This is a genomic window from Levilactobacillus suantsaii, from assembly GCF_004115745.1.
Classification (GTDB): domain Bacteria; phylum Bacillota; class Bacilli; order Lactobacillales; family Lactobacillaceae; genus Levilactobacillus; species Levilactobacillus suantsaii.
The window spans coordinates 1-22,495 of record NZ_QXIL01000022.1; the positions used below are offsets into that span (position 1 = coordinate 1).

Sequence of the window (22,495 nt, forward strand, 5' to 3'; positions counted from 1 at the left end):
CAGGCCCGCCGCACGGATGCCACCACCGTTTCTCGTCAAACGCGACCGGTCCCTACGGCACCCACTAAGGAGGATGAACATGCTTAATTTTGTCACTGCAGGAGAATCACACGGGCCCCAACTGACCGGCATCTTGACCGGATTACCAGCGGGGCTGACCTTGGACCTCGACGCCGTGAACGCCGGCTTAGCCGCACGCCAGGGGGGCTTTGGTCGCGGCAACCGCCAACAGATCGAACACGACCAGGTCACCGTGGTCGGCGGTCTGCGTCACGGGGTCACGCTGGGCTCGCCGTTAGCTTTGACCATCCAAAACCGCGACCACGCCCACTGGTCCAAAATCATGGATCCGACTAGTCCGGCCACGGCCGAAAATACCTTGCGCCAGGTCACCCGGCCGCGGCCCGGCCACGCCGATCTGGTTGGGGGCATGAAATACGGTCACCGCGATCTGCGCAACGTCTTGGAACGTTCATCGACGCGGGAGACCGCCATGCGGGTGGCAATTGGGCAGATTTGCGAACAGTTTCTGGCCCAACTGGACATTCACGTCTTGGGGTACGTTCAACAGATTGGGGCCGTCACCGTTGACCCCCACGCGGAACTGCCGCTGCGCGAGTTGGCCCAGCGGGTGACCCAAAACGATTTGCGCTTGGCGGCTGATGACCGGGTCGCCGAACTCCACGACCTGATCACCGCGACCCGCAAGGCGGGGGACACCTTAGGCGGCGTGATTCGGGTGGTCGCTGAAAACGTACCGGCTGGCCTGGGGAGCTACACCGGTTGGGACACCAAGCTCGATGGCCAACTGGCCGCGGCCGTGATGGGGGTCAATGCCATGAAGGGCGTCGAAATCGGCGACGGTTTCACGGCGGCCGGCCACTACGGCAGTCAGGTGATGGATGAGATCGATTGGCACCAAGGTCAAGGCTGGTCGCGGTTGAGCAACCACTTAGGCGGCTTCGAGGGCGGGATGAGCAACGGCATGCCCATCGTTATCAAGGCCGCGATGAAGCCGATTCCCACCCTGTACAAGCCGCTACAAAGCGTTGACATCCAGACCAAGGTGGTCAAAAAGGCCAACGTCGAACGTTCTGACACCACGGCCATCGTACCAGCGTCGTTAGTGGTCGAAAGCGTGGTTGCCATCGAACTGGCCAAGGCCTTGACCGCGACGTTTGACGGCAGTAACCTGACGCGTTTGCAACGCCAAGTGGCAGCTTACCGGACCGAACTGGCCGACTACTAAGGGTGGTGAGGGCGTGAACATTCATACCTTAGGGCCAGAAGCGACCGACAGCTACGCGGCTGCCAGCGTGTATAACCAGCGCTACTGCCAGGGGCAAGCAACCATCATGGGCCACGCGAGTTTTGAGGACCTCTTGACCACGTTAGCGCGATACCCCGGTGATCTGGTGGTAATTCCGGCGGCGTTCAAGTCACCAACGCTGCATGCCAGTTGGGGCGACGTGCACTACGCGTTGCTCGACCAGTGGACGCTTGTGACCAGTTTTATCACGGCGTTGGACCCGCTGGTGGTGATTGAGCGCCGGCACGCTGACAACCGCATCGGCTACACCCACGCGGCCACGGCACAACTGCTGGCCCGTATCGTGAGTAGCGTCGACGTTCAGACCGCCGCCAGTAAATTCCTGGCGTACCGCGCTTATTGTGCGAACCGTGGTGCCTACGTCCTGACTAACGAAAAAAACGTCACGCTGAGGCCTTACGAACGACAACTGAAACGCCTCACGCCCAAGATGGTGTGGTGCGTGTATCAAATTAAATAAGGGGTGCGAGCAAATGAAGCAACGACGATTACAGAACCGACCAACCACTGGCCTTCACGGCACACTGACCGTGCCGGGCGATAAGAGCATTTCTCACCGGGGCCTGATCCTCGGTGCTATCAGTACCGGGACCACCCGGTTGACCCACTTTCTCCCGGCCGCCGATTGCCTATCGACGCTCAATGCGTTGCGGGCCTTGGGGGTGCCAATCAAGCGACAAGGGACCACGGTGACCATTACCGGACGGGGACTGACTGGGTTACGACCGCCTCACCAGGCGCTTGACCTGGGCAACGCCGGGACCGCCACGCGCTTACTGGCGGGGTTATTGGCCGGACAACCCTTCGACACCCAACTGGTGGGGGATGGTTCGTTGAGTCGCCGGCCGATGGACCGGGTGCGTACGCCGCTGGCTACCATGGGCGCGACCTTAGAGTTGACCGGTAACCACCTGCCACTCTGGGTTCGCGGCCGCCGGTTGACTGGCACCACGGTGCATTTGAAAGTCGCCAGTGCCCAGGTCAAAAGCGCCGTGATCTTGGCGGCGCTTCAAGCGACGGGCCCCAGTACCATCGTGGAAAAGCTACCCACGCGTGACCACACCGAACGACTGGTGAACGCCTTTGGGGGCCAGGTGGTGATGGCGCTTGACCGGCGGACCATCACGGTGGCCCTGCACCCGACGTTACGCGGGCAGAACCTGACGATTCCGGGCGATCTGTCGTCGGCGGCGTTCTTCATCACCGCGGCGAGTATCGTGCCGGGGTCACGGGTCACGCTCAAAAACGTCGGCTTGAACCAGACGCGGACTGGAATCTTGTCTGTTTTGCGGCGGATGGGCGGTAAAATCAGCGTTCACCATCACGGCCAAGTAGGCGAACCGTTGGGTGACGTGACCGTGACGGCCGCGCCGTTGCGACCGCTGACCCTCACGGCTAACGACATCCAGCGGTCATCGACGAGTTGCCACTGGTGGCCTTATTAGCCGCCACGGCCAACGGAATCAGTGAGATCAGCGGCGCCCAAGAGTTACGGGTTAAGGAGACCGACCGCATCGCCACCATCGTGACCGAACTTAAAAAACTGGGTGTGGCCATCACCGAAAAACCGGACGGCTTCATCATCGACGGTCGCCAATCCTGGCGGGTCCGCGCCACCCAGTTGGACAGTCACGGCGACCACCGCATCGGCATGATGCTGGCGGTGGCGGCGCTGCGACTTAGCACCCCGGTGACGTTGACCGGGGCGGACGCGATTGGCATTTCGTACCCCACGTTCTTCGATGATTTGGCCCGGTTGGTGCCGGTAAAGGAGGCATTGTATGTCGCAAGTGTTAATTAAGGGACTGGGCTTGATTGGCAGCTCACTGGCGTTGGCCATCCGCCAAGCCCACCCAGAAGTTCGACTGGTGGGGTGTGACGTCAACGCCGAAAGCTTAGCCTATGCCCAACAAACCGGAATGATCGATGCTGTGGCGTCAGACTTCTTGGCCGCCGCGCCACAAGCCGACGTCATCATCTTAGCCGGACCGGTCAGCGTCATCTGTGACGACCTGACGTTATTGGCGTCGTTGACCTTGAAACCGGACGTCTTGGTGACCGACGTCGGCAGCACCAAGCAAACGGTGCTCACCGCCGCCAAGCCGCTCCAACGCCGGGGCGTCGCGGTCGTGGGCGGCCACCCGATGGCTGGGTCGCATAAATCCGGGGCCACCGCCGGGCGAGCTGATTTATTCGAAAACGCCTTTTATTTTTTGGTGCCGGGCCACGCGCCACAGGCCGCAGTGACGCGGTTACAGGACTTACTTAAGGGTACGCACGTCAAGTGGTTGACGGTCACGCCGACCCAGCACGACCGGTTGGTGGGGCAGTTGAGTCACTTGCCCCACGTGGTGGCCGCGGCGTTGGTCAATCAGACCCAACGGGCGTTAGCTGACTCGCCGTTAGGGTTACGGTTAGCCGCGGGCGGCTTCAAGAGCATCACCCGCATCGCGTCGTCGGATCCGACCATGTGGACCGCGATTTTACTGGCGAACGGGCCCATCGTGACCGAACAGTTGGCGGCCTACCAGGCGGAATTGACCCGTATCGCCACGGCCGTCAAGCAACGCGACGTCACCCAACTGACCGCGTTCTTCGCCACGGCCAAGATCACGCGCGACCACCTGGGCCCCGAGCGGCTGGGGAGTTTACCGAACTTCTTTGATTTGTTTTTGAACGTTCCTGATCAGGTGGGGGCCATCGCCGACGTGACCGCGCGGTTGGTGCAAGCTAAGTTGAGTCTGGTCAACGTCCATATTTTAGAGATTCGCGAGGAAGTCGACGGGGTCTTACAACTGACTTTCGGTGACGCGGCCACCCGCGACCAAGCGGCGGAAGTTTTACAGGCAGCAGACTACCAGATTGTGAGGAGGGCTTAACATGCAAGCAATTTTAATTGGGTTCATGGGAAGTGGAAAAACGACGGTTGGTCAGTTATTGGCCAGAGAACTGGGCGTGCATCACGCCGACTTGGATGACTTGATCGTCCAAAGGGCGGGGTGTTCCATCAACACGATTTTTAACACGCAAGGTGAGGCCTACTTCCGCCAGCTAGAACAGCGGACCTTGCGTGGCGCCTTAGACCAACCGGGCATTCTGTCTAACGGCGAGTGACCGCACGATTCTGCAACGGGTCGGACAAGACACTGGCCGGCCGTTGGTGGACCAGTTGGGCCCCCAGGGACTACTCGCGTTAAAGGCCAAACGGGCGGCACTGTACCGCGCGGCGGCCGACCGGTTAGTGGTCACCGATGAGTTGACCCCGGTACAAATTGTGGCCGAAATTCGCCGACAATTGGCAGTGACCACCCGGGCCATTCAGGCGTAAATTTTACCGTTTCTTCCATATAGTAATCCGCAAGTTAAGAGACGCGGAAGAAGGGACTATAATAAAAAAGATCAAAGGGACACAGGGACTCTTTTGACTGATGAGAAGAATTGCCACATACCATAACATTACAGGTTGTGTGGGGTGGATTTTTTATTTGTTACGTAAGCTGTTAGACACAAAAATCGCCAGGTCATGGCGATTTTTGTCTGTCTTCTGAAATTAGTGGGCCAAGTCTTTGACTAAATCGTACCAGGTCTCCCCGGCGTGAGCCGATTGGGACACGCCCAGTGACCGGAAACCGTTTTTTTGGTAAAAGGGGATGCGGTCGGCCAAACAGGTCAAGGCCATGCTGGTGCACCCCCGGGTGGCGGCGACTTGTGCCAAAGCGGACAAAAGCTGACTACCGATGCCTTGGCCCTGGGCCGCGGGGGCGACCGCGACGGTCAGGACCATCTGGTGGCCGCCGTGCGGCAGATTCTGTGGCGCGTCGGCGTACATCCAGTCGGCGACTAATGACTCAGTGACGATGGGACCGCAGATGAAACCGACGATGGTCCCGTGGTCGTGGGCGACCAGAAAGGTTGTGGGAAAGGCGGCCAGGCGAGCCTCATAAGCTGCCGGCGACCCGGCCTCTTCAGGGGTGAAACCGGCGTTTTCGATGCGTAAAATGGCGGGCAGATCGGCGCGCGTGGCGGGAATGATTTGCAAAATGTATCCGCTTCCTTCTATTGTATAATGGGTTTGTTGTCTAGTGTACCAGAAGTTGGGGCGGGTGCGGTGAGAATCTGGGGCCGGTTAGGTGAAACAAAGGCCCCCACCTGTGGGTAATTGTCCCACCTAACGCCGTTTTAGTGGTAGTTAGTTCGTTAAGTGGTCAGCGCAAATACTGGCTTTTTTCGCGTTTTTATCGCCGAAGGGCTCGATTCTTTGCTAAACTGCGAGTGATTGGGAAAGGAGCGAAGTTATCATCGGATAAGCTATTCGTTTTGGGGACTAAGCTGTTTGTAGGGGATATTATTTCCTGGATAGTTTGGGTACCGAAACGCGCAAGAAAGGAAGTTTTAGAGATGCCGCAAACCACGCCGAAGAAGCGTAAGTTGATTCAATACGCCAACGGGCGGTCGTTGGAAGAAATCAACGGGACCGTTGAAGTGCCCCATGATATTAATTTTTGGAAAGCGTTGTTCATGTACTCGGGCCCCGGTGCACTAGTTGCCGTGGGGTACATGGATCCTGGGAACTGGTCAACGTCGATTACCGGGGGGCAAAATTTCCAGTACCTGCTGATGTCTGTTATCTTGATCTCAAGTTTAGTGGCGATGTTACTCCAATACATGGCCGCTAAACTTGGAATCGTGAGTCAGATGGACCTGGCCCAAGCGATTCGGGCCCGGACTAGTAAGTCGCTGGGAATCGTGTTGTGGCTCATGACCGAACTTGCCATCATGGCCACCGATATCGCCGAAGTTATCGGGACGGCGATTGCGCTGTACCTGTTATTCCACATCCCACTGGTCATCGCGGTGTTCATCACGGTCTTTGACGTGTTGTTGCTGTTACTGCTGACTAAGATTGGGTTTCGGAAAATCGAAGCCATCGTGGTCTGCCTGATCATGGTCATCCTGGTGGTCTTCGCCTACCAGGTCGCCTTATCCGACCCGAACTGGGGCGGCGTCTTCGCCGGCTTGATTCCGACGGGCAAGACCTTTGCCCAATCGCCAACCATTGGCGGGACCAACCCGCTGCAGGGGGCCTTGGGGATCATCGGGGCCACCGTCATGCCGCATAACCTGTATTTGCACTCGGCGATTTCACAAACGCGGAAGATCGACCACCATTCGGCCAAAGATATTGCGCAGACGGTCCGCTTTGCCAGTTGGGATTCCAACATCCAACTGACGCTGGCCTTCTTCGTCAACGCGTTACTGCTGATCATGGGGGTCGCGGTCTTCAAGTCTGGTGCCGTTAAGGACCCGTCATTCTTCGGGTTGTTCCAGGCCTTGTCCGACACCTCGACCATGAGTAATGGGGTGCTGGCTGCGGTTGCCAAGACCGGAATCTTGTCCACGTTGTTTGCCGTCGCGTTGTTAGCTTCCGGGCAAAACTCGACCATCACTGGGACCTTGACCGGGCAAGTCATCATGGAAGGCTTCGTTCACATGCGGATGCCGCTATGGTTACGGCGGCTGGTCACCCGGTTGATCTCCGTGATTCCGGTACTGGTCTGCGTGGCCATGACCAGTGGCAAGAGTGCCATCGACGAACACGTGGCGTTGAATGACTTGATGAACAACTCCCAAGTCTTTCTAGCGTTCGCGTTGCCGTTTTCAATGTTGCCGTTACTGATGATGACGGACAGTAAGTTGGAAATGGGCCAGTTTAAAAACGCTCTGTGGGTCAAGATCTTCGGCTGGATTTCCGTGATTGCCTTGACCGGTTTGAACATGCAGGGGATGGGCGACCAAGTCGTCGGCTTCCTGAGTGCCAACCCGACCGCCGCGCAAACGGCATTGGCTGGCCACATCGCGTTGGTCATCAACTTGATTATCGCCGCCTTATTGCTCTGGACCATCATCGAGTTGCACCGGGGCAACAAGCAGTTGGCCGCCCATTTGCAGGCGACCGGGAACGCCTCGGCCGTCGATGCCGCGATGAAGAGCGACGATGCCGACTAAAATTGACGCCAAAATCGAAAAAATGTGAGTAAACTGGTTGTCCCCGTTGTGGTGACAGCCAGTTTTTTTGGTTGCCCAAAGAAGGGATGATCAACGAAAAAATTATAGAAACATCAGTTAAAAGTTTAGGCCCCCTTAAGAATCTCTTAATCGCAGTTAGATAATTTGACAAATTTTTGAACTTTTTTGTGAAAGTTTAGGGTATGACGGGACTAGCCAAAAGTGGTCAAGCAAGATGACTTGACAGCAACGATGGCGGCGCTTTCAAGTTTGAGTAGGGTCCTGCCAATTGACTTCATGTGCCCGCGAATTAAATTTAGGTCAAGCTAAAAAAGTCTTTGCACTCGATTAGATTTAATGTACAATGGGTTCGTTGTTAAGTCATCAAGGGAAAGGAGTTTTTTTACGTGTCTGATAACTCTGTAAAAAAGCACAAGTTGATCCAATACGCCAACGGGCGGTCATTGGAAGAAATCAACGGTACCGTTAAAGTTCCACGCAACATTGGCTTCTGGAAAGCCCTCTTCATGTACTCCGGTCCTGGCGCCTTAGTCGCGGTCGGTTACATGGACCCAGGTAACTGGTCCACGTCAATTACCGGTGGGCAAAACTTCCAATACCTGCTGATGTCCGTCATCTTGATCTCAAGTTTAGTCGCGATGTTACTTCAATACATGGCCGCCAAACTTGGTATCGTGAGTCAAATGGACTTAGCTCAGGCGATTCGCGCCCGAACCAGTAAAGCGTTAGGCATTGTCTTATGGATTATGACCGAATTAGCCATCATGGCGACCGATATCGCCGAAGTTATTGGTGCGGCGATTGCGTTATATCTATTATTCAATATTCCATTAGTCATCGCCGTATTTATCACCGTCTTCGATGTTCTGCTCTTGCTCTTGTTGACCAAGATTGGGTTCCGGAAGATCGAAGCCATCGTGGTCTGCTTGATCATGGTGATCTTAGTCGTCTTCGCTTACGAAGTTGCACTGTCCAACCCGAACTGGGGCGGCGTCTTCGCCGGCTTAGTGCCAACGGGTAAGACGTTTGCTAGCTCACCGGTCATCGGGGGTAACAGCCCGCTGCAAGGAGCTTTGGGAATCATTGGGGCGACGGTTATGCCCCACAACTTGTATTTGCATTCAGCGATTTCGCAAACCCGGGAGATCGACCACACCGACAAGGCAGATATCGCCCGCACGGTCCGGTTCTCCAGCTGGGATTCCAACATTCAGTTGACGTTAGCGTTCTTCGTGAACTCCTTACTGTTGATCATGGGGGTTGCCGTCTTCAAGACGGGGGCCGTCAAGGATCCTTCCTTCTTCGGGTTGTTCCAAGCCTTATCTGATACGGCAACCATGAGTAACGGGGTCTTAGCCGGCGTGGCCAAGACCGGGATCTTATCCATCCTGTTTGCCGTGGCGCTGTTAGCTTCCGGGCAAAACTCCACGATTACCGGGACCTTAACTGGTCAGGTCATCATGGAAGGATTTGTCCACATGCGGATGCCGCTTTGGTTACGGCGCTTAGTAACCCGATTGATTTCTGTGATTCCAGTGTTGATTTGTGTCATGATGACCAGTGGTAAGAGCGCGATTGCTGAACATACAGCGCTGAATACCCTGATGAACAACTCACAAGTCTTCCTGGCGTTTGCGTTGCCATTCTCGATGCTACCGTTGTTGATGATGACGGATAGCAAGCTGGAAATGGGTGAGTTCCGCAACACGATGTGGGTGCGGGTCTTAGGTTGGATTTCCGTTGTTGGGTTGACCTTCTTGAACTTAAAGGGCCTGCCAGACCAAATCGTGGCCTTCTTCGGGGATAACCCATCCGGTGCTGAAACGGACCTGGCTAACGTGATTGCTTACGTTCTGATCTTTGCCATCTTGGCCTTATTAGTTTGGACCATCGTGGAACTTCATCAAGGGAACCAAAAGTTGGCTAACCACTTGAAGTCAGAAGGGAAGGAATCCGTCGTTGATGCCGCTATGGCCGGTAACGCGATCGAAAACCAAGAAGAAAACTAAGGGGCGATCTTTATGGCAACCAAGTTTAAACGGATTTTAGTCGGTGTTGATGATTCAGCGGATGCTTTGCTAGCGTTCAAGTATGCCCTGCATCAAGCCAAACGTGACGATGCGGAACTGCACATCGTGTCGGTTTGGGAGAACAACGAGATGAACGTCTACGAAGCCTTGAATAAGGATTTCATCCACGGGGAACGTCAAGCGCTGGAGGATCATATCCAGGACTATCTGAAGCAAGCGAAAGATGCCGGTCTCACCAAAGTTCACGCGTTGGTCGCGGACGGGGAACCTGGGGAAACCATCGTTAAAGATGTGATTCCGCACGTTAAACCAGATTTGTTAATCATCGGTTCCGAAGCCAAAAAGGGCGTGCGGCGCCACTTCGGGAGCCAAGCGGCCTATATGGCCAAGTATTCACCGATTTCGGTGTTGGTCATTCGGTAACGTGGTATAATCAAGGTAAATTGAATCAGTAACACTTGTGGCGGTCTAAGTCATGTCTGAGAGGACATGGCATAGGCCGCCATTTTTTTAAATGACCGGTAGCATCACCGGGTAAAAAGGGGATTATCAATATGCAAACAGCACCGAAAACCGCGTTTCAACGCGGGTTACATATCGAGTATTTTTCAACGGCTTGGATGACCTTCGAGTTTCTGGTGGGCTTCAGTTCCGGCGTCAAGGCGGGGTCCATCTTACTGATTGCCTTTGGGTTGGACAGCTTCTTAGAGATCATCTCGGGCAGCACGTTGATCTGGCGGTTACGTAAATCGGTCGCGGGCACGGCCAGTGACCAGGAGATTCAACGCGCCGAACAACGCTCGTCATTGATTGTGGGAACGGTGTTACTCCTGTTGGCGGTCTACGTGGTGGGCGTGTCGGTCTATAACCTCCTGACGCACCAGCAAGCGAACAGCAGTTGGTCGGGAATGGCGATTGCCGTGGCTTCGGTCATCTTGATGCCACTTTTGACCTGGGGCAAACGCAAAATCGGTCACCGGGTCCACTCGGCCGCGCTGATTGAAGACGGGATGTGTAACATCACCTGCGCCTACATGGCGGCCACGGTCCTAATCGGGGCCGTGCTCACGGCGGCCTTTGGCTGGTGGTGGGCCGATTCCGTGGCGGCCTTAGTCTTAGTCTACTTCATTGCCAGCGAGGGTTGGGAAGCCTTCCAGAACGGTCGGGGCAAGGGCGCCGATTGATTAACAGAACGCAAAAAAACTGCCGCTTCGCCCACACGGGAAGCGGCAGTTTTAGGCATGAGTTTAGTAATTGTCACCGTTCATGATCGAGTTCTTGACGACCACGTAGTCGACGGTGCGGATGTCGAGTAACGTCCGGCCACCGGCGTAGGAAATCGAGGACTGCAGGTCCTGACGAATCTCTTGGAGGGTGTCGGCGAGGTCCCCACGATACGGGACCAGCATCTGCTTGCCCTCGACGTTGCGATAGGCGCCCTTTTGCTTCTCGGACGCCGAGCCCCAGTACTGTTTGTAGACCCGACCGTCGATGGTCAGCTTATTACCGGGGGACTGTTCGTGCCCGGCAAGCATCGAGCCAATCATGACCATGCTGGCACCGAAGCGAATCGACTTGGCGATGTCGCCATTGTAGCGGATCCCCCCGTCGGCCACCAGTGGTTTGCGGGCGGCTTTGGCACACAACCGTAAGGCCGCAAGTTGCCAGCCGCCGGTCCCAAAACCGGTCTTGAGCTTGGTGATGCAGGCCTTGCCAGGGCCGATACCGACCTTGGTGGCATCGGCGCCCGCGTTTTCCAGTTCGCGGACGGCTTCGGGCGTGCCGACGTTACCGGCGATGACGAAGCTGTCGGGGAGGGTCGCCTTGATCTTTTTGATCATCTGAATCACCGAATCGGCGTGCCCGTGGGCGATGTCGATGGTGATGTATTCCGGCGTGAGGTTGGCCGCGGCGAGTTCGTCGATGAAGGCGTGCTCGTTGGGCTTGACGCCGACGCTGATGGAAGCGAACAGGTGCTTGGCGTGCATCCGTTCGATGAAACCCCGGCGGTTTTGGGGCTGGAACCGGTGCATCACGTAGAAGTAATCGTTTTGCGCCAGCCAGACGGCGAGGTCCTCGTTGATGACGGTCTCCATGTTGGCTGGAACCACGGGAATCTTGAATTTGCGGCCGCCGAAGGTAATACTTGGGTCGTCTTCGGACCGGCTATCGAGGATACATTTATTGGGAATCAATTGGATATCTTCGTAATCGAAGACTTCAGATGGGTGCATCGAGGTCAGCTCCTATTTCTTAAAATTAGTCCCAGATGGGTTCTAAAACGTTGGTTTGGTCACGGTCGGGTCCGACAGAGAAGGTCGCGACCGGCACACCGACCAAATCGGCCAGGTGTTGCACGTAGTTGCGGGCATTTTCCGGCAGGTCCGCTAAGGTCTTGCAGTGGGTGATGTCTTCGTCCCAGCCGGGCAGCTCGTCGTAAACGGGCTGGCAAGCCGAGAGGTCCTTCAAGCTGGCCGGGTTGTGGGTGATGGTTTCGCCGTTCAACTGGTAGGCCTTGCAGATTTTCACGGTCTTGAGGCCGGTCAAGACGTCGAGGCAGTTCAACGACAAATGCGTCAAGCCGGACACGCGGGCGGCGTGGCGAAGAACGACACTGTCGAACCAGCCGATGCGCCGCGGCCGCTTAGTGACCGTGCCGTATTCGTGGCCGGTCTCCCGGATGGTGTCACCGATTTCGTCGTGGAGTTCGGTCGGGAAGGGCCCGTCACCGACACGGGACGTGTAGGCTTTGCAGACCCCCACGACCTGGTCGATCTTGGTCGGGCCGACGCCGGAACCGATGGTCACGCCCCCGGCGACGGGGTTCGACGAAGTGACGAACGGGTAGGTCCCGTGGTCGATGTCGAGCATGACACCTTGCGCGCCTTCGAAGAGGACGTTCTTGCCGGCGTCGATGGCGTCATTGATCAGCACCGACGTGTCGGTGACGTGGGCCTTTAATTGCTGGCCGTATTGGTAGTAGGTTTCGAAAATATCGTCAAAATTCAGGGGTTGTTCGTCGTAGAGTTTGACGAACAACTCATTTTTTTCGGCCAAGTTTTGCTTTAATTTAGCCGCGAAGGTGTCGCGTTCTAAGAGATCAGCCACGCGGATACCGACCCGTTCGGCTTTGTCCATGTAAGCCGGGCCGATACCCTTGTTGGTGGTCCCAATCTTGTTGGTTTTGGTTTTTTCTTGGCATTTATCCAAGAGAATATGGTACGGCAGGATGACGTGGGCCCGGTCGGAAATCCGCAGATTGTCCGTGGCCACGCCGTTATCTTTGAGGTACTGAAGTTCTTCCACTAATGACTTGGGATTCAAAACGACACCGTTTCCAATCACGCTGGTCTTATCTGCGTAGAAGATCCCCGAAGGAATCAAGCGTAGTTTGAACGTTTGGTCGTTGAAGACGATGGTATGGCCGGCGTTGTCGCCGCCTTGGTAGCGCGCGATAACTTCCGCTTTCTCACTTAAAAAATCAGTGATTTTCCCCTTACCTTCATCGCCCCATTGACTCCCAACTACTACTGTTGATGACATAACAACACCTCATCGATTTATTTTTTGCTAAGCCGAACGACCCAGCAAGAAATAATTTACCACGTTCGGAAATAAAAAGCAAGTTAAAAACGAACGATTGTTAAACTATGTGAGTTAATATTCTATTTATTAGGGGTAGAAACTGATTATGGGCGCACATAAGTCGCTAATATGACCCATTTTTAGGATAATCTATGATATAATAGGTCGCGGAGATTAACCGAAGATTTTAAACAATGTTCGTCCTTTACTACCAACAAGGGGGAAACACCATGTTATCACGTTACACGCGCCCGGAGATGGGGCGCATCTGGTCGTTACAGAACCAATACGCATCCTGGTTGGCCGTCGAAATCGCCATCGATGAGGCTTGGGCCAAGTTGGGCGAGGTCCCAGTGGAAGATGCAAAAAAGATTCGCGAACACGCTGCTTTTGATGTCGATAAAATTGCCGAGATCGAAGCGGTGACCCACCATGACGTGGTCGCCTTTACCCGCAACGTTTCGGCGTCCTTGGGCCCGGAACGTAAATGGATTCACTTTGGCGTCACCAGTACCGACGTGGTCGACACCGCCCAGGGCTACCGGCTGAAACAAGCCAATGCGCAGTTGCGCCAGGGCATCGTGACTTTGATTGGCACGCTCAAACAGATGGCTCTGACCTATAAGGACACGGTGATGATTGGCCGGACCCACGGGGTGCAGGCCGAACCGACCACCTTTGGGCTGAAAATTGCCCGCTGGTACGCGGAAATGCAACGGAATTTGGCCCGGTTCGACCGGGCAGCCAAGGGCGTCGAGACCGGGAAAATCAGTGGGGCCGTGGGCACCTTCGCGAACGTCCCGCCAGAGGTCGAAGCCTACGTGTGTGACCAACTAGGCATCACGGCTCAGCCGATTGCCAGTCAGGTCCTACCGCGGGACTTACATGCCGATTACATCGCCACGTTAGCGTTGATTGGGACCAGCATCGAAGAATTTGCCACGGAGATTCGTAGTCTCCAGCGTTCGGAGATTCACGAGGTGGAGGAACACTTCAATCCCGGACAAAAGGGGTCTTCGGCGATGCCACATAAGCGTAACCCGATTGGTTCGGAAAACGTGACGGGTCTGGCGCGGGTCCTACGGGGCAACGTCATCACGGCCTACGAAAACGTGAGTCTCTGGCACGAACGCGACATTTCTCACTCGTCAGCCGAACGGATCATCTTGCCGGAAAGCACCACGTTACTGGACTACATGCTGTACCGCTTCAACCGGATTTTGTCGTCGTTGGACGTTTTCCCGGAGACCATGAAGGCCAACATGGGCCGGACCTACGGCTTGATTTATAGTCAACGACTCTTATTGAAGTTAATTGAAGCGGGGATGAGCCGCGAAGACGCCTATGACTTGGTCCAGCCATTAACGGCCCAGGCTTGGGACGAACAGACCCAATTCCGACCACTGGTGGAAGCCAGCGCGGGAATTCGTGAACGCTTGACGCCGGATCAGATTGAGGATGCGTTTGATTATCACTATCACCTGAGACGGGGGGATGTGATTTTTAAGCGATTGGGGTTAAAATAGAAGATAATCGAGTTAACGTAAAACTGGTTTTTTGGAAAATCAAGATGCCGGTATGACGGGATTTGTTTAGTGTATTCCCCACGTAGGTGGGGGTGATTCCTGCTATCGTTAACCAGTTCTTGGATTTGCTTGGTATTCCCCACGTAGGTGGGGGTGATTCTTGATTAGTTTTGGTCATTTTTGGCACCATTAAGTGTTCCCTACATGTGTGGGGGTGGTTCTCATGAATAATTATATCGATTTGCCAACTAGTTGTATGCCCTTGGACGTTTTGAGTTGAATATAAAGTGTATTGCTCCTGTATTTTGGAATGTGCTATTGCGACACGTAATCAGTTGTTCTCTCCAAATTTTGTGATTCTAAACGTGTGAATTGATTTTCTAGTAAAGCCGGAATTTCCCGGCTTTTTTGATTTATCTTGTTGATTTGGCGTCGAGGATTGATTGAAAAGATTTCATCTAATATGTGTTTTAAACCATTAATGGTAGTGATATTATTGTAGCTGTACATAAACCGGAGGCGGAAATATGAAGAAGAATATCGTATTAATCGGCATGGCGATGGTTTCACTTGGGTTAGGATTATCTACGACATCCATTACAGCTAATGCCAAAGTTTATTCCACACTACCCAAAGCATTGCGGGGTCACTGGAAAAAACATGTTAAATGGGCGCGTGGTTCTAGGGGAGAACGCTACGAAGTTGCCTATACATATCAAGGATATAAACATTCGTTTTGGACTGGTATGACACAATCTGATACTGAACCTGAAAGTGTTCGATATGTTGTAAGCAAGGGGCATGGAATCTATAAAGTACATACTAAAACAACGATGGGTGGTACCAGATATCACATTGATACTTTTAAACGTACTAAGCACACCTTAAGAATTAAAGAGGGCCATGGCTGGTTGGTTTACAATAGTCGCCACAAAGCTGTTGAATAATTAGGATATTTATTCTCGTTTAGTTTTATAACGAGTTATCGAGGCGGGGATAATGGGGATGATTCTTAGATGAATTTATGTCCCTCATAGCGATGCTTGTGTTCCTTACACGTGTAGGAATAATTCTTAGATGAATCCATGTCCCTCATAATAATGATTTTTCCCTCAAAAAAGACTTGGCCCAATTACCAAGTCTTTTTCACGTTCCCAAACAAAAATCCCCCCAGCCTGAGGAAGGCCAGAGGGACATTTCATGAGGAGTGAGTTTCTTATGAGGGGAGAAACTCAAAATTGAGGAGTTCGCCAGACCTGAGGATGATCTGACGAGAAAGTCTAAATTCTCTTAGGGGGGAGAATTTAAAGGGAATTGGATATAGATTTTGACTAGTAATTGCTATTGGCTAATTACTATGATGTTTACTATACCCGCCAGTTGTGACCAGACCAGGAGAAAGTCGTGACGACTTCTTGACGATTTTATAAAGTAAGTCTAAAGACCTTACTATCCCCTTAAGACTGGTGCCTAGGGTTGTTTTGGCGTGAAGTACGTGTCCAGAAATTCGATCACGTGTTGACGGTAGCGAGCTGGATTGATCCAGAAACTCTCCGCGTGGGTCGCGTTCTTCACGATCCAGAGTTGCTTGGGTGCGTGGGTTGCCGCGTAGTTCTCGTAGGCCATCCCCACCGGGACGTAAGCGTCCTTTTCTCCGTAGATGAAGAGAATCGGCCGGGTATTTTTCTTCAGCTGACCGGTCGAGGTGACGTCGTTTAAGTAGTAGCCCAGCCGGCGCTTGGAAATGGTGCTGACCAGGGGTTCAATCGGGTACTTAGGCAGGTGGAACTGGCGCTTCAGTAGGTAAATCAGCTCGGCTTCGACGCTGGAATACCCACAGTCGGCGATGATGGCCTTGACCTGCGGCGGTAAAGTCTCGCCCGACAACATTTCCATAGTCGCGCCCCCCATCGATACGCCAAACAGTAAAATTTTAACGGGGGTGTCACTCCGGTCGATGATTTGCTGGATCCATTTGAGATAGTCTAAGCGGTCGAGCCAACCGAAACTGATGTACTTGCCGGCACTTTCACCATGGCCTCGGTCGTCGGGGAGTAGGACGTTGAAGCCCAGGTCGTGGTACATCTTGGCGAAGTTCGCCATGGTCTCGCCGTTGCCCTTGTAGCCGTGACCGATGATAACGGTCTGGTTGCTAGCCGGATTGGCCGGGATATATTCGGCGACCATCCGGTTTCTGGCGTCGTGTTCGTGGAGGTACCAGGCGTGCTTAGGCACGGCGTGGTACCAGTCGACATAAGCATAATAGTTGTCGGCATATTTTTGTTTTTCGGCCGACGTTTCGGGGACGTAGTTGACCCGTTTGAACGCAAAATTAAAAAGCTTTTCGCTAGCCAGTAAGGTGGTTGCGGCGGCTCCCAGCAAGGGGAGGCCCAGCGTGAATCTTTTCTTCAAGAGGGGTCATCCTTTCTATCATGAAGCATGTGGTTAGTATAAAAGTTTCGGCGCAACGGAACAAGTCTGGGGGTGAAAAAGACCGCCACTGAGCGGGCGCCCAGCGACGGTCGGTGCGTTAGTCCAAGTAGAGTTGCTTTAACGTGGCAATGTCTTTGTGCGAGAAGTCCAAAACGTCGTGTAAGAAGTCTTGAACGCCCCCGTACTGCGTATTGATGACCTTAGCGGCCGTGTCGAAGTAGTCGGGGTTGACGGTCGCGAGCGCCTTGATGTTGGCGATAAAGGCGTCGCTCTTACCAGTGGCTTGAGCGACCATCTTGTCGACCACGGGCGTGATCGTTTGGTTGGTCAAGAGGTAGTCGCGACGAATGACTTGGGGGTCGACGCCCAGCGCGTTTAAGGTCAAAAACGCCCCCATGCCGGTGCGGTCTTTGCCGGCCGTACAGTGAAAGAGGACCGCCTGGTCGGGCTTGGTGTTGGTCAGTAATGTGGCCAAAAAGTCGTGGTAGGCCTGTTGGGCGGACTCGAGCGTCACCATCTGGCGGTAAACGTCCAGCATGTGGCGGTACCCGGCTTGCGGGTCACTGGAAAATTGGCGCTCAAGGTCGGCCTGGCTGGCAGAAGCGTCGGTCCGGTCACCATCGGGGAAGACGGGCAGAAATTTATACGTTGCGCCCGTCGGGACCTTATCAGGCGCCTGGGATTGTTCGTCTTTTGACCGAAAGTCCACGTCGGTCACGACGCCATAGTTGGCGAGGTTGTTCTGGTCGGCCGCGGTGAGCTTATCCAGCCCCGAGGTCCGCACCAGCTTATGCCATTTGACGGTGTGACCGTCGACGGTGGGATACCCCCCTAATTCACGGAAGTTTAGGCCGCCCGTCACCTTTAAAATCCGATTAGTTGCCATTCGTTTTATCATCCTTTCGGTCAGTGTTAGTCTGGCTCTATTCTACCGGTTTTTATGAAAATTACCTAATAATTCATTTTGAGAAAATCTGCGAGCAAACACAAAACGCTGTATACTGTCTGTAAGAGTGTCAGAAATTGATGAAGGAAAAGATAGGGTGATAGTCGTGAGTTTGCGTGGGAAATGGTTACTCTTCAAGACCCAGCATAGTCAACTCAAGCAACAGCTTCAACAAGCTTTTTCGCAACCGAGTCGCCGTAATTTGGCGTTGGCCGCGGCCAAGTTTCCTGCCGATATCGTGACCAAGGACCGGCGACTCTTTGATGGGCGGCTTTTGACCGCTGATTCCGGTGCGCCGTTGCCCCAACACGTTATCTTATTGCATGGCGGGGCGTATACCATGCAGGGTATCGCGAGCCACCGGAAAATCATGGTCACTTTGATTCGCGAGGCCAATCTGCGAGTCACTTACGTGGATTATCCGCTGGTCCCCGAAGCCACGGTCGACCAGACATTGACCTTTGCCAGCCAGGCTTACGAGTACCTGCACGCCCAGTACCCCGACGACCAGTTTTTCTTGTTGGGGGACTCATCGGGCGGAGGTTTGGCCCTGGCGTTACTGCAGCAGTTACAAGAAAAGCAAGCCGAGTTGCCTGCCGGGACGATTCTAGTGTCGCCCTGGACGGACCTCAGCATGATGAACCCGGACTTGACGCGGGCGGCCAAACACGACCCGTATCTGTCGCTGACCACGCTCAAACGAGTGGGCTTCGCTTACGCCGGGGAACACCCGGTGACCGCTCCCGAAGTCAGCCCAATTTACGGGAATTTCGCTGACCTGGGCCCCATTTTACTGTACTACGGGACCAACGAGTTGCTGGTGGCCGATGACCGCCGGCTGGTTCAGAAGTTGCGCGACGCTGCGGGCACCGACTTAGCGGTCCGCGAGTTGCGTGCGATGCTCCACGATTACGTGCTGTGGTTGAAGTTGCCGGAATCTAAACGAACGTTAAAGGAAATCAAACAATTTATCTTGACCGGGAAACTGCCGCCAAGGCCGAAAGCCTAGAACGACAGCGTAGGCGGCGGGAACGTGGGGGTGACCCCGGTCCCGCCGCCTTTTGCGACCACCAAAAAGCGCCCAGCCAGTGGCTGGACGCAATGATTTTAAGGTTAACGATTAAACGTCGATGTGTTGCTTCAAGCGTGCGAAAACGTGGGTGTCCGCCCAAGCCATCACGATGCCCTGGGTGGCTAGCGCCCAGATGGTCCCAAAGCCGATGGCGTGGAGCTGACCCGTCGCCCAAAACGACAGAATGATGATGAGCACTGGCGGCAGGTAGCTGGCCCACTGGGCGACGACCGCCGAGCCGTGCAAGAAGCGAAAGCGGATGATGTAACACAAATCATCGTTGGGGGGCATGATGATGTTGCACCGCTGGTAGATGGACACCGCAAAGGCCACACCGGTCAAGCCGATGATGTCGATACCGATACGAGCTGGCAGTCCCAACTGGGGCACGCCCAGCCAGTTCCAGAAATAACCAATCCATTCAACCAGGTAACTAAAGGGCACGATATATAGTAGGTTCGACACGAAACGTCGCCGGTCGAAGTGTCCGAGAAAAAATTGGTTGAGCACCGTGATCACGATGCCGTACCCGAACAGTGTGGTCCCTAGGGGCACGTGAATCCAGTTGGCCAAATTGACCGAGGACCCGGTCCACACGGCACTGCCGAGGTTGGTGGAGATGGTCAACGCGTTGGCACCGGAGTTCAAGACGATCGAGAAACCCAAGAATCGCATGCGTTGTCCAAAATCCTTCATTTTTGCCACAAAAAGGGCCTCCTGTATAATTTAGTCAGTTTTTAGTCTAACTGAAATCAGGGGAGAAAAAAAGGGTTCTGCCGGCATTTTACCCGGTAATCTGATTACGCCCAAAAAGTGATTAACAAATCGGCCAATCAACCTTATAGTAGAGTGTGTAAGCATCACGAAATTATGATAAGCGAGGTAGACATGATGACTGAACGGCAAATGATTCAAGAAATTTTGAACTCTGAAGCGATGGAATACCACTTCGAAGATGTCGATGAAGATTCAAAGGAATACACGCTATTATTGAAACGCCTGGATAAGGACGTGCGCCCCGTTGAAGAACTCAACGACGAGATCAAGAAATACTTTAAGAGTGCGAACTTTGATTATAAAGAAGAGCTCCACCCCGATGACGTGGATGCCGACATTCGCTTAGTAATCAAGCGTTAATCAAGACTTAAGACCGTAATTGTTAGCGGTTACGCAAAAGAGTTTGGGGCGACCCAAGCTCTTTTGCGTCTTTTCAAGGAGGAAATTGTGACGATTACCGAGTTGTACCATGCTATGGCGCAAACGATGGGGCCTCAACCCTGGTTGCGCCCGGGGACGCCCTGGGCCGAGACGCCAATCGAAATCATGTTGGGCGCCATTTTGGTCCAAAACACCAATTGGCGCAACGTGGAACCGGCGCTAGTCAACCTCAAGCGCGTGACGGGTTTTGCCCCGGCTAAGTTGCGGGAACTGACGCCTGCGACCATCACGCCGCTGATTCGCAGTAGTGGCTTTTACCGCCGCAAGGGCCCGGCGATTCTGGCGTTAGCGGCCTGGTTGGGACAAGCCAACGACGATTTAGCGGCCCTGAAACGCCGCGACGCCGCCAGTTTACGGACCGAGCTACTGGCCATCACCGGCATCGGCAACGAGACGGCCGACTACATCTTGATGTACACGCTAGACCACGGCACCTTCATGGTCGACACCTACGCGCGGCGGTTGTTCGCCTGGTTAGGGGCGACCATGCCCAAGACCTACCCGGCGTTTCAACGTCAGGTCCTGGCCCAATTTAGCGGGGAATTACGCGACTACCAGGAGTTTCACGCGTTGATCGACGAGTTCGGCAAGCAGGTGAAAACGGCCGCGGATTTCGACCAGTCGTTTCTGGCCGGTCACCAGCTAAAAATCTAACTAGCAGAATGTTGGCTCACCGGTGTTGCGCCCACTGATTTGAACAAATCCTATCGACTCACGGGAAGTTCGTGATATGATAGGTGCAACGAAAATTGAAACCGTTTCCGCTACTTTTCGCACGGAGACCGGGAGGGAGTTTTTAGGATATGGCACTCAAAGAGCCGGAAAATTACGTCTTGGCGATTGACCAAGGGACCAGTAGCACGCGCGCGTTGATTTTTGACCATAACGGGCGCAAGGTAATCGAGGGGTACAAAGAAGTCCCCCAATATTACCCGCGACCGGACTGGGTCGAATCCGACGCCAACGAAATCTGGAACAGTGTCCTTTCGGTGATTGCCAGCGCCTTGATCGACGCATCGATTCACCCGGAAAATATCAAGGCCATCGGCATCAGTAGCCAACGGGAAACCACCATCGTCTGGGACCGGACTACCGGCGAACCGATTTACCGGGCCGTGGGCTGGCAAAGTCAACAGACCGCCGCTCTAGCCAAGGACTTGGCCGCGCAACACGGGGCGGCCATCCAGGACAAGACCGGCTTGGTGGTCGACGCTTACTTTAGCGCCACCAAGGTCCGCTGGATCTTAGACCACGTCGATGGTGCACAAGCACGGGCCGAAAAGGGCGAATTGGCCTTTGGGACTGTCGACAGTTGGCTGGCCTGGAAACTCTCCGGCGGGAAGATTCACGTGACCGACTACAGTAATGCCAGTCGGACCATGCTCTTTAATATTCACGACCTCAAGTGGGACACCGACATTTTGGACTGGTTGAATATCCCGGCGGCCATGTTGCCGACGGTCAAGTCCAGTTCCGAGGTCTACGGCGTGACCCAAAACTTCCAGTTCTACGGCATCGAGGTGCCGATTGCGGGGCTGATGGGGGACCAATCCGCCGCCCTGTTGGGGCAGTTGGCCTTGAAACCCGGCATGGTCAAAAATACTTATGGGGACGGGGCCTTTGCGATGATGAACACCGGTCATCACCCGCAACGGTCCAAACATAACTTGCTGACCACCATCGCGTATGAACTCGACGGCCAGGTGACCTACGCCCTTGAAGGGTCGATCCTGGTGGCTGGCACCGCGCTGGCTTGGTTACACGAAAGCTTAAAAATTATCGACAACGTGCCGGCGTCGCGTCAAGCGGCGATGGCCTCGACCGACGAAGATGAAGTCTACGTGGTGCCCGCCTTTAACGGGCTAGGGGCGCCGTACTGGGATCCGGATGCGCGCGGCGCGGTCTTCGGTCTGACGCGGGGCAGTAACCGTAACGACTTCGTCAAGGCGACCTTACAGTCAATCGCCTACCAGACGCGCGACGTCTTGACCACCATGACGCAAGACACCGGCATCACGATTTCGGAGCTGATGGTCGATGGGGGCGCCTCGCGGAATCGCTACTTGATGCAATTTCAGGCCGACATCTTGAACACGCCGGTCCAGCGCGCAGCCGATGAGGAGACCACCGCGATGGGGGCGGCGATTGCGGCCGGGCTGGCCGTGGGCTACTGGGACAGTCTCGATGAGATTGAGCAGATCCATGCCGACGGGCGCCTGTTCGTGCCCGATATGGCGGCCGACAAGCGCACCAAGCTCTACCAGGGCTGGCAACAGGCTGTCGCGGCCACGCGGGCCTTCAAGCCGAACACCACCGCATAAGTCATTC

The 22,495-nt window shown here is 54.5% G+C and carries 19 protein-coding genes and 2 pseudogenes; 15 read left to right on the plus strand and 6 right to left on the minus strand.

What is annotated here, in order from left to right:
• Positions 1-79: 79 nt before the first annotated feature.
• From aroC to DXH47_RS09300, 5 genes and pseudogenes are all read left to right on the plus strand, one after another.
• Positions 80-1,249 (plus strand): chorismate synthase, encoded by a 1,170-nt coding sequence (gene aroC, locus DXH47_RS09280; RefSeq protein ID WP_129033058.1) that lies wholly within the window; start codon positions 80-82, stop codon positions 1,247-1,249.
• Between the two features lie 13 nt (positions 1,250-1,262).
• Positions 1,263-1,790 (plus strand): amino acid biosynthesis protein, encoded by a 528-nt coding sequence (locus DXH47_RS09285; RefSeq protein ID WP_129033059.1) that lies wholly within the window; start codon positions 1,263-1,265, stop codon positions 1,788-1,790.
• A gap of 13 nt (positions 1,791-1,803) precedes the next feature.
• A pseudogene (gene aroA / locus DXH47_RS09290) lies at positions 1,804-3,131 on the plus strand (3-phosphoshikimate 1-carboxyvinyltransferase).
• Positions 3,112-4,209, plus strand: coding sequence for a prephenate dehydrogenase (locus DXH47_RS09295; protein WP_129033060.1), 1,098 nt, complete (start codon positions 3,112-3,114; stop codon positions 4,207-4,209). The pseudogene aroA and the gene DXH47_RS09295 overlap by 20 nt, the downstream one beginning before the upstream one ends.
• A 25-nt stretch (positions 4,210-4,234) precedes the next feature.
• A pseudogene (locus DXH47_RS09300) lies at positions 4,235-4,658 on the plus strand (shikimate kinase).
• Between the two features lie 222 nt (positions 4,659-4,880).
• On the opposite strand, the gene DXH47_RS09305 reads toward DXH47_RS09300, so the two are convergent.
• Complete coding sequence (locus tag DXH47_RS09305; protein WP_129033061.1) at positions 4,881-5,369, minus strand: GNAT family N-acetyltransferase; 489 nt, start codon at positions 5,367-5,369, stop codon at positions 4,881-4,883.
• Positions 5,370-5,728: 359 nt separating this feature from the next.
• On the opposite strand from DXH47_RS09305, the gene DXH47_RS09310 reads away from it, so the two are divergent.
• The 4 genes from DXH47_RS09310 to DXH47_RS09325 all read left to right on the plus strand — a co-directional run bounded on the left by DXH47_RS09310 (position 5,729) and on the right by DXH47_RS09325 (position 10,571).
• A complete protein-coding gene (locus DXH47_RS09310) occupies positions 5,729-7,336 on the plus strand; it encodes an Nramp family divalent metal transporter (RefSeq protein ID WP_129033062.1) in 1,608 nt (535 codons plus the stop codon).
• 407 nt (positions 7,337-7,743) lie between these two features.
• Entirely contained in the window at positions 7,744-9,366 is a 1,623-nt protein-coding gene (locus DXH47_RS09315; protein WP_129033063.1) for an Nramp family divalent metal transporter, read from the plus strand.
• Between the two features lie 12 nt (positions 9,367-9,378).
• A complete protein-coding gene (locus DXH47_RS09320) occupies positions 9,379-9,810 on the plus strand; it encodes a universal stress protein (RefSeq protein WP_129033064.1) in 432 nt (143 codons plus the stop codon).
• Between the two features lie 131 nt (positions 9,811-9,941).
• Complete coding sequence (locus DXH47_RS09325) at positions 9,942-10,571, plus strand: cation transporter (RefSeq protein ID WP_129033065.1); 630 nt, start codon at positions 9,942-9,944, stop codon at positions 10,569-10,571.
• A 63-nt stretch (positions 10,572-10,634) separates the two neighbouring features.
• On the opposite strand, the gene DXH47_RS09330 is transcribed toward DXH47_RS09325, so the two are convergent.
• Both DXH47_RS09330 and DXH47_RS09335 read right to left on the minus strand, forming a co-directional pair.
• The gene (locus DXH47_RS09330; protein ID WP_129033066.1) at positions 10,635-11,621 is read right to left on the minus strand and encodes a GMP reductase; all 987 of its coding nucleotides are present in this window, start codon (positions 11,619-11,621) and stop codon (positions 10,635-10,637) included.
• Positions 11,622-11,646: 25 nt separating this feature from the next.
• Positions 11,647-12,930: an adenylosuccinate synthase gene (locus DXH47_RS09335; protein WP_129033067.1), complete on the minus strand. Its 1,284-nt coding sequence runs from the start codon at positions 12,928-12,930 to the stop codon at positions 11,647-11,649.
• A 272-nt stretch (positions 12,931-13,202) separates the two neighbouring features.
• On the opposite strand from DXH47_RS09335, the gene purB reads away from it, so the two are divergent.
• The gene (gene purB, locus DXH47_RS09340; protein WP_129033068.1) at positions 13,203-14,498 is read left to right on the plus strand and encodes an adenylosuccinate lyase; all 1,296 of its coding nucleotides are present in this window, start codon (positions 13,203-13,205) and stop codon (positions 14,496-14,498) included.
• 527 nt (positions 14,499-15,025) lie between these two features.
• Entirely contained in the window at positions 15,026-15,445 is a 420-nt protein-coding gene (locus tag DXH47_RS09345) for a hypothetical protein (RefSeq protein WP_129033069.1), read from the plus strand.
• Positions 15,446-15,968: 523 nt separating this feature from the next.
• Here DXH47_RS09345 and DXH47_RS09350 read toward each other — a convergent pair.
• Together DXH47_RS09350 and DXH47_RS09355 are read right to left on the minus strand one after the other, a co-directional pair.
• Positions 15,969-16,910, minus strand: a complete 942-nt coding sequence (locus tag DXH47_RS09350) for an alpha/beta hydrolase (RefSeq protein WP_129033070.1) — start codon at positions 16,908-16,910, stop codon at positions 15,969-15,971.
• 118 nt (positions 16,911-17,028) lie between these two features.
• Complete coding sequence (locus DXH47_RS09355) at positions 17,029-17,817, minus strand: tyrosine-protein phosphatase (RefSeq protein ID WP_129033071.1); 789 nt, start codon at positions 17,815-17,817, stop codon at positions 17,029-17,031.
• A gap of 157 nt (positions 17,818-17,974) precedes the next feature.
• On the opposite strand from DXH47_RS09355, the gene DXH47_RS09360 reads away from it, so the two are divergent.
• Complete coding sequence (locus DXH47_RS09360) at positions 17,975-18,886, plus strand: alpha/beta hydrolase fold domain-containing protein (RefSeq protein ID WP_225423557.1); 912 nt, start codon at positions 17,975-17,977, stop codon at positions 18,884-18,886.
• Between the two features lie 111 nt (positions 18,887-18,997).
• Here the strand turns inward: DXH47_RS09360 and DXH47_RS09365 are convergent, their stop codons facing one another.
• Complete coding sequence (locus DXH47_RS09365; protein WP_129033072.1) at positions 18,998-19,654, minus strand: hypothetical protein; 657 nt, start codon at positions 19,652-19,654, stop codon at positions 18,998-19,000.
• A gap of 186 nt (positions 19,655-19,840) precedes the next feature.
• Between DXH47_RS09365 and DXH47_RS09370 the strand changes: the two genes are divergently transcribed.
• The 3 genes from DXH47_RS09370 to glpK all read left to right on the plus strand — a co-directional run bounded on the left by DXH47_RS09370 (position 19,841) and on the right by glpK (position 22,488).
• Positions 19,841-20,086, plus strand: a complete 246-nt coding sequence (locus DXH47_RS09370) for a hypothetical protein (RefSeq protein ID WP_129033073.1) — start codon at positions 19,841-19,843, stop codon at positions 20,084-20,086.
• A gap of 87 nt (positions 20,087-20,173) precedes the next feature.
• On the plus strand, positions 20,174-20,821 hold the full coding sequence (locus tag DXH47_RS09375) for an endonuclease III domain-containing protein (RefSeq protein WP_225423558.1): 648 nt from the start codon (positions 20,174-20,176) through the stop codon (positions 20,819-20,821).
• 149 nt (positions 20,822-20,970) lie between these two features.
• Positions 20,971-22,488 carry a glycerol kinase GlpK gene (glpK, locus tag DXH47_RS09380; protein WP_129033074.1) on the plus strand — a complete coding sequence of 506 codons (1,518 nt, stop codon included), beginning with the start codon at positions 20,971-20,973 and terminating at the stop codon, positions 22,486-22,488.
• Positions 22,489-22,495: the final 7 nt, after the last annotated feature.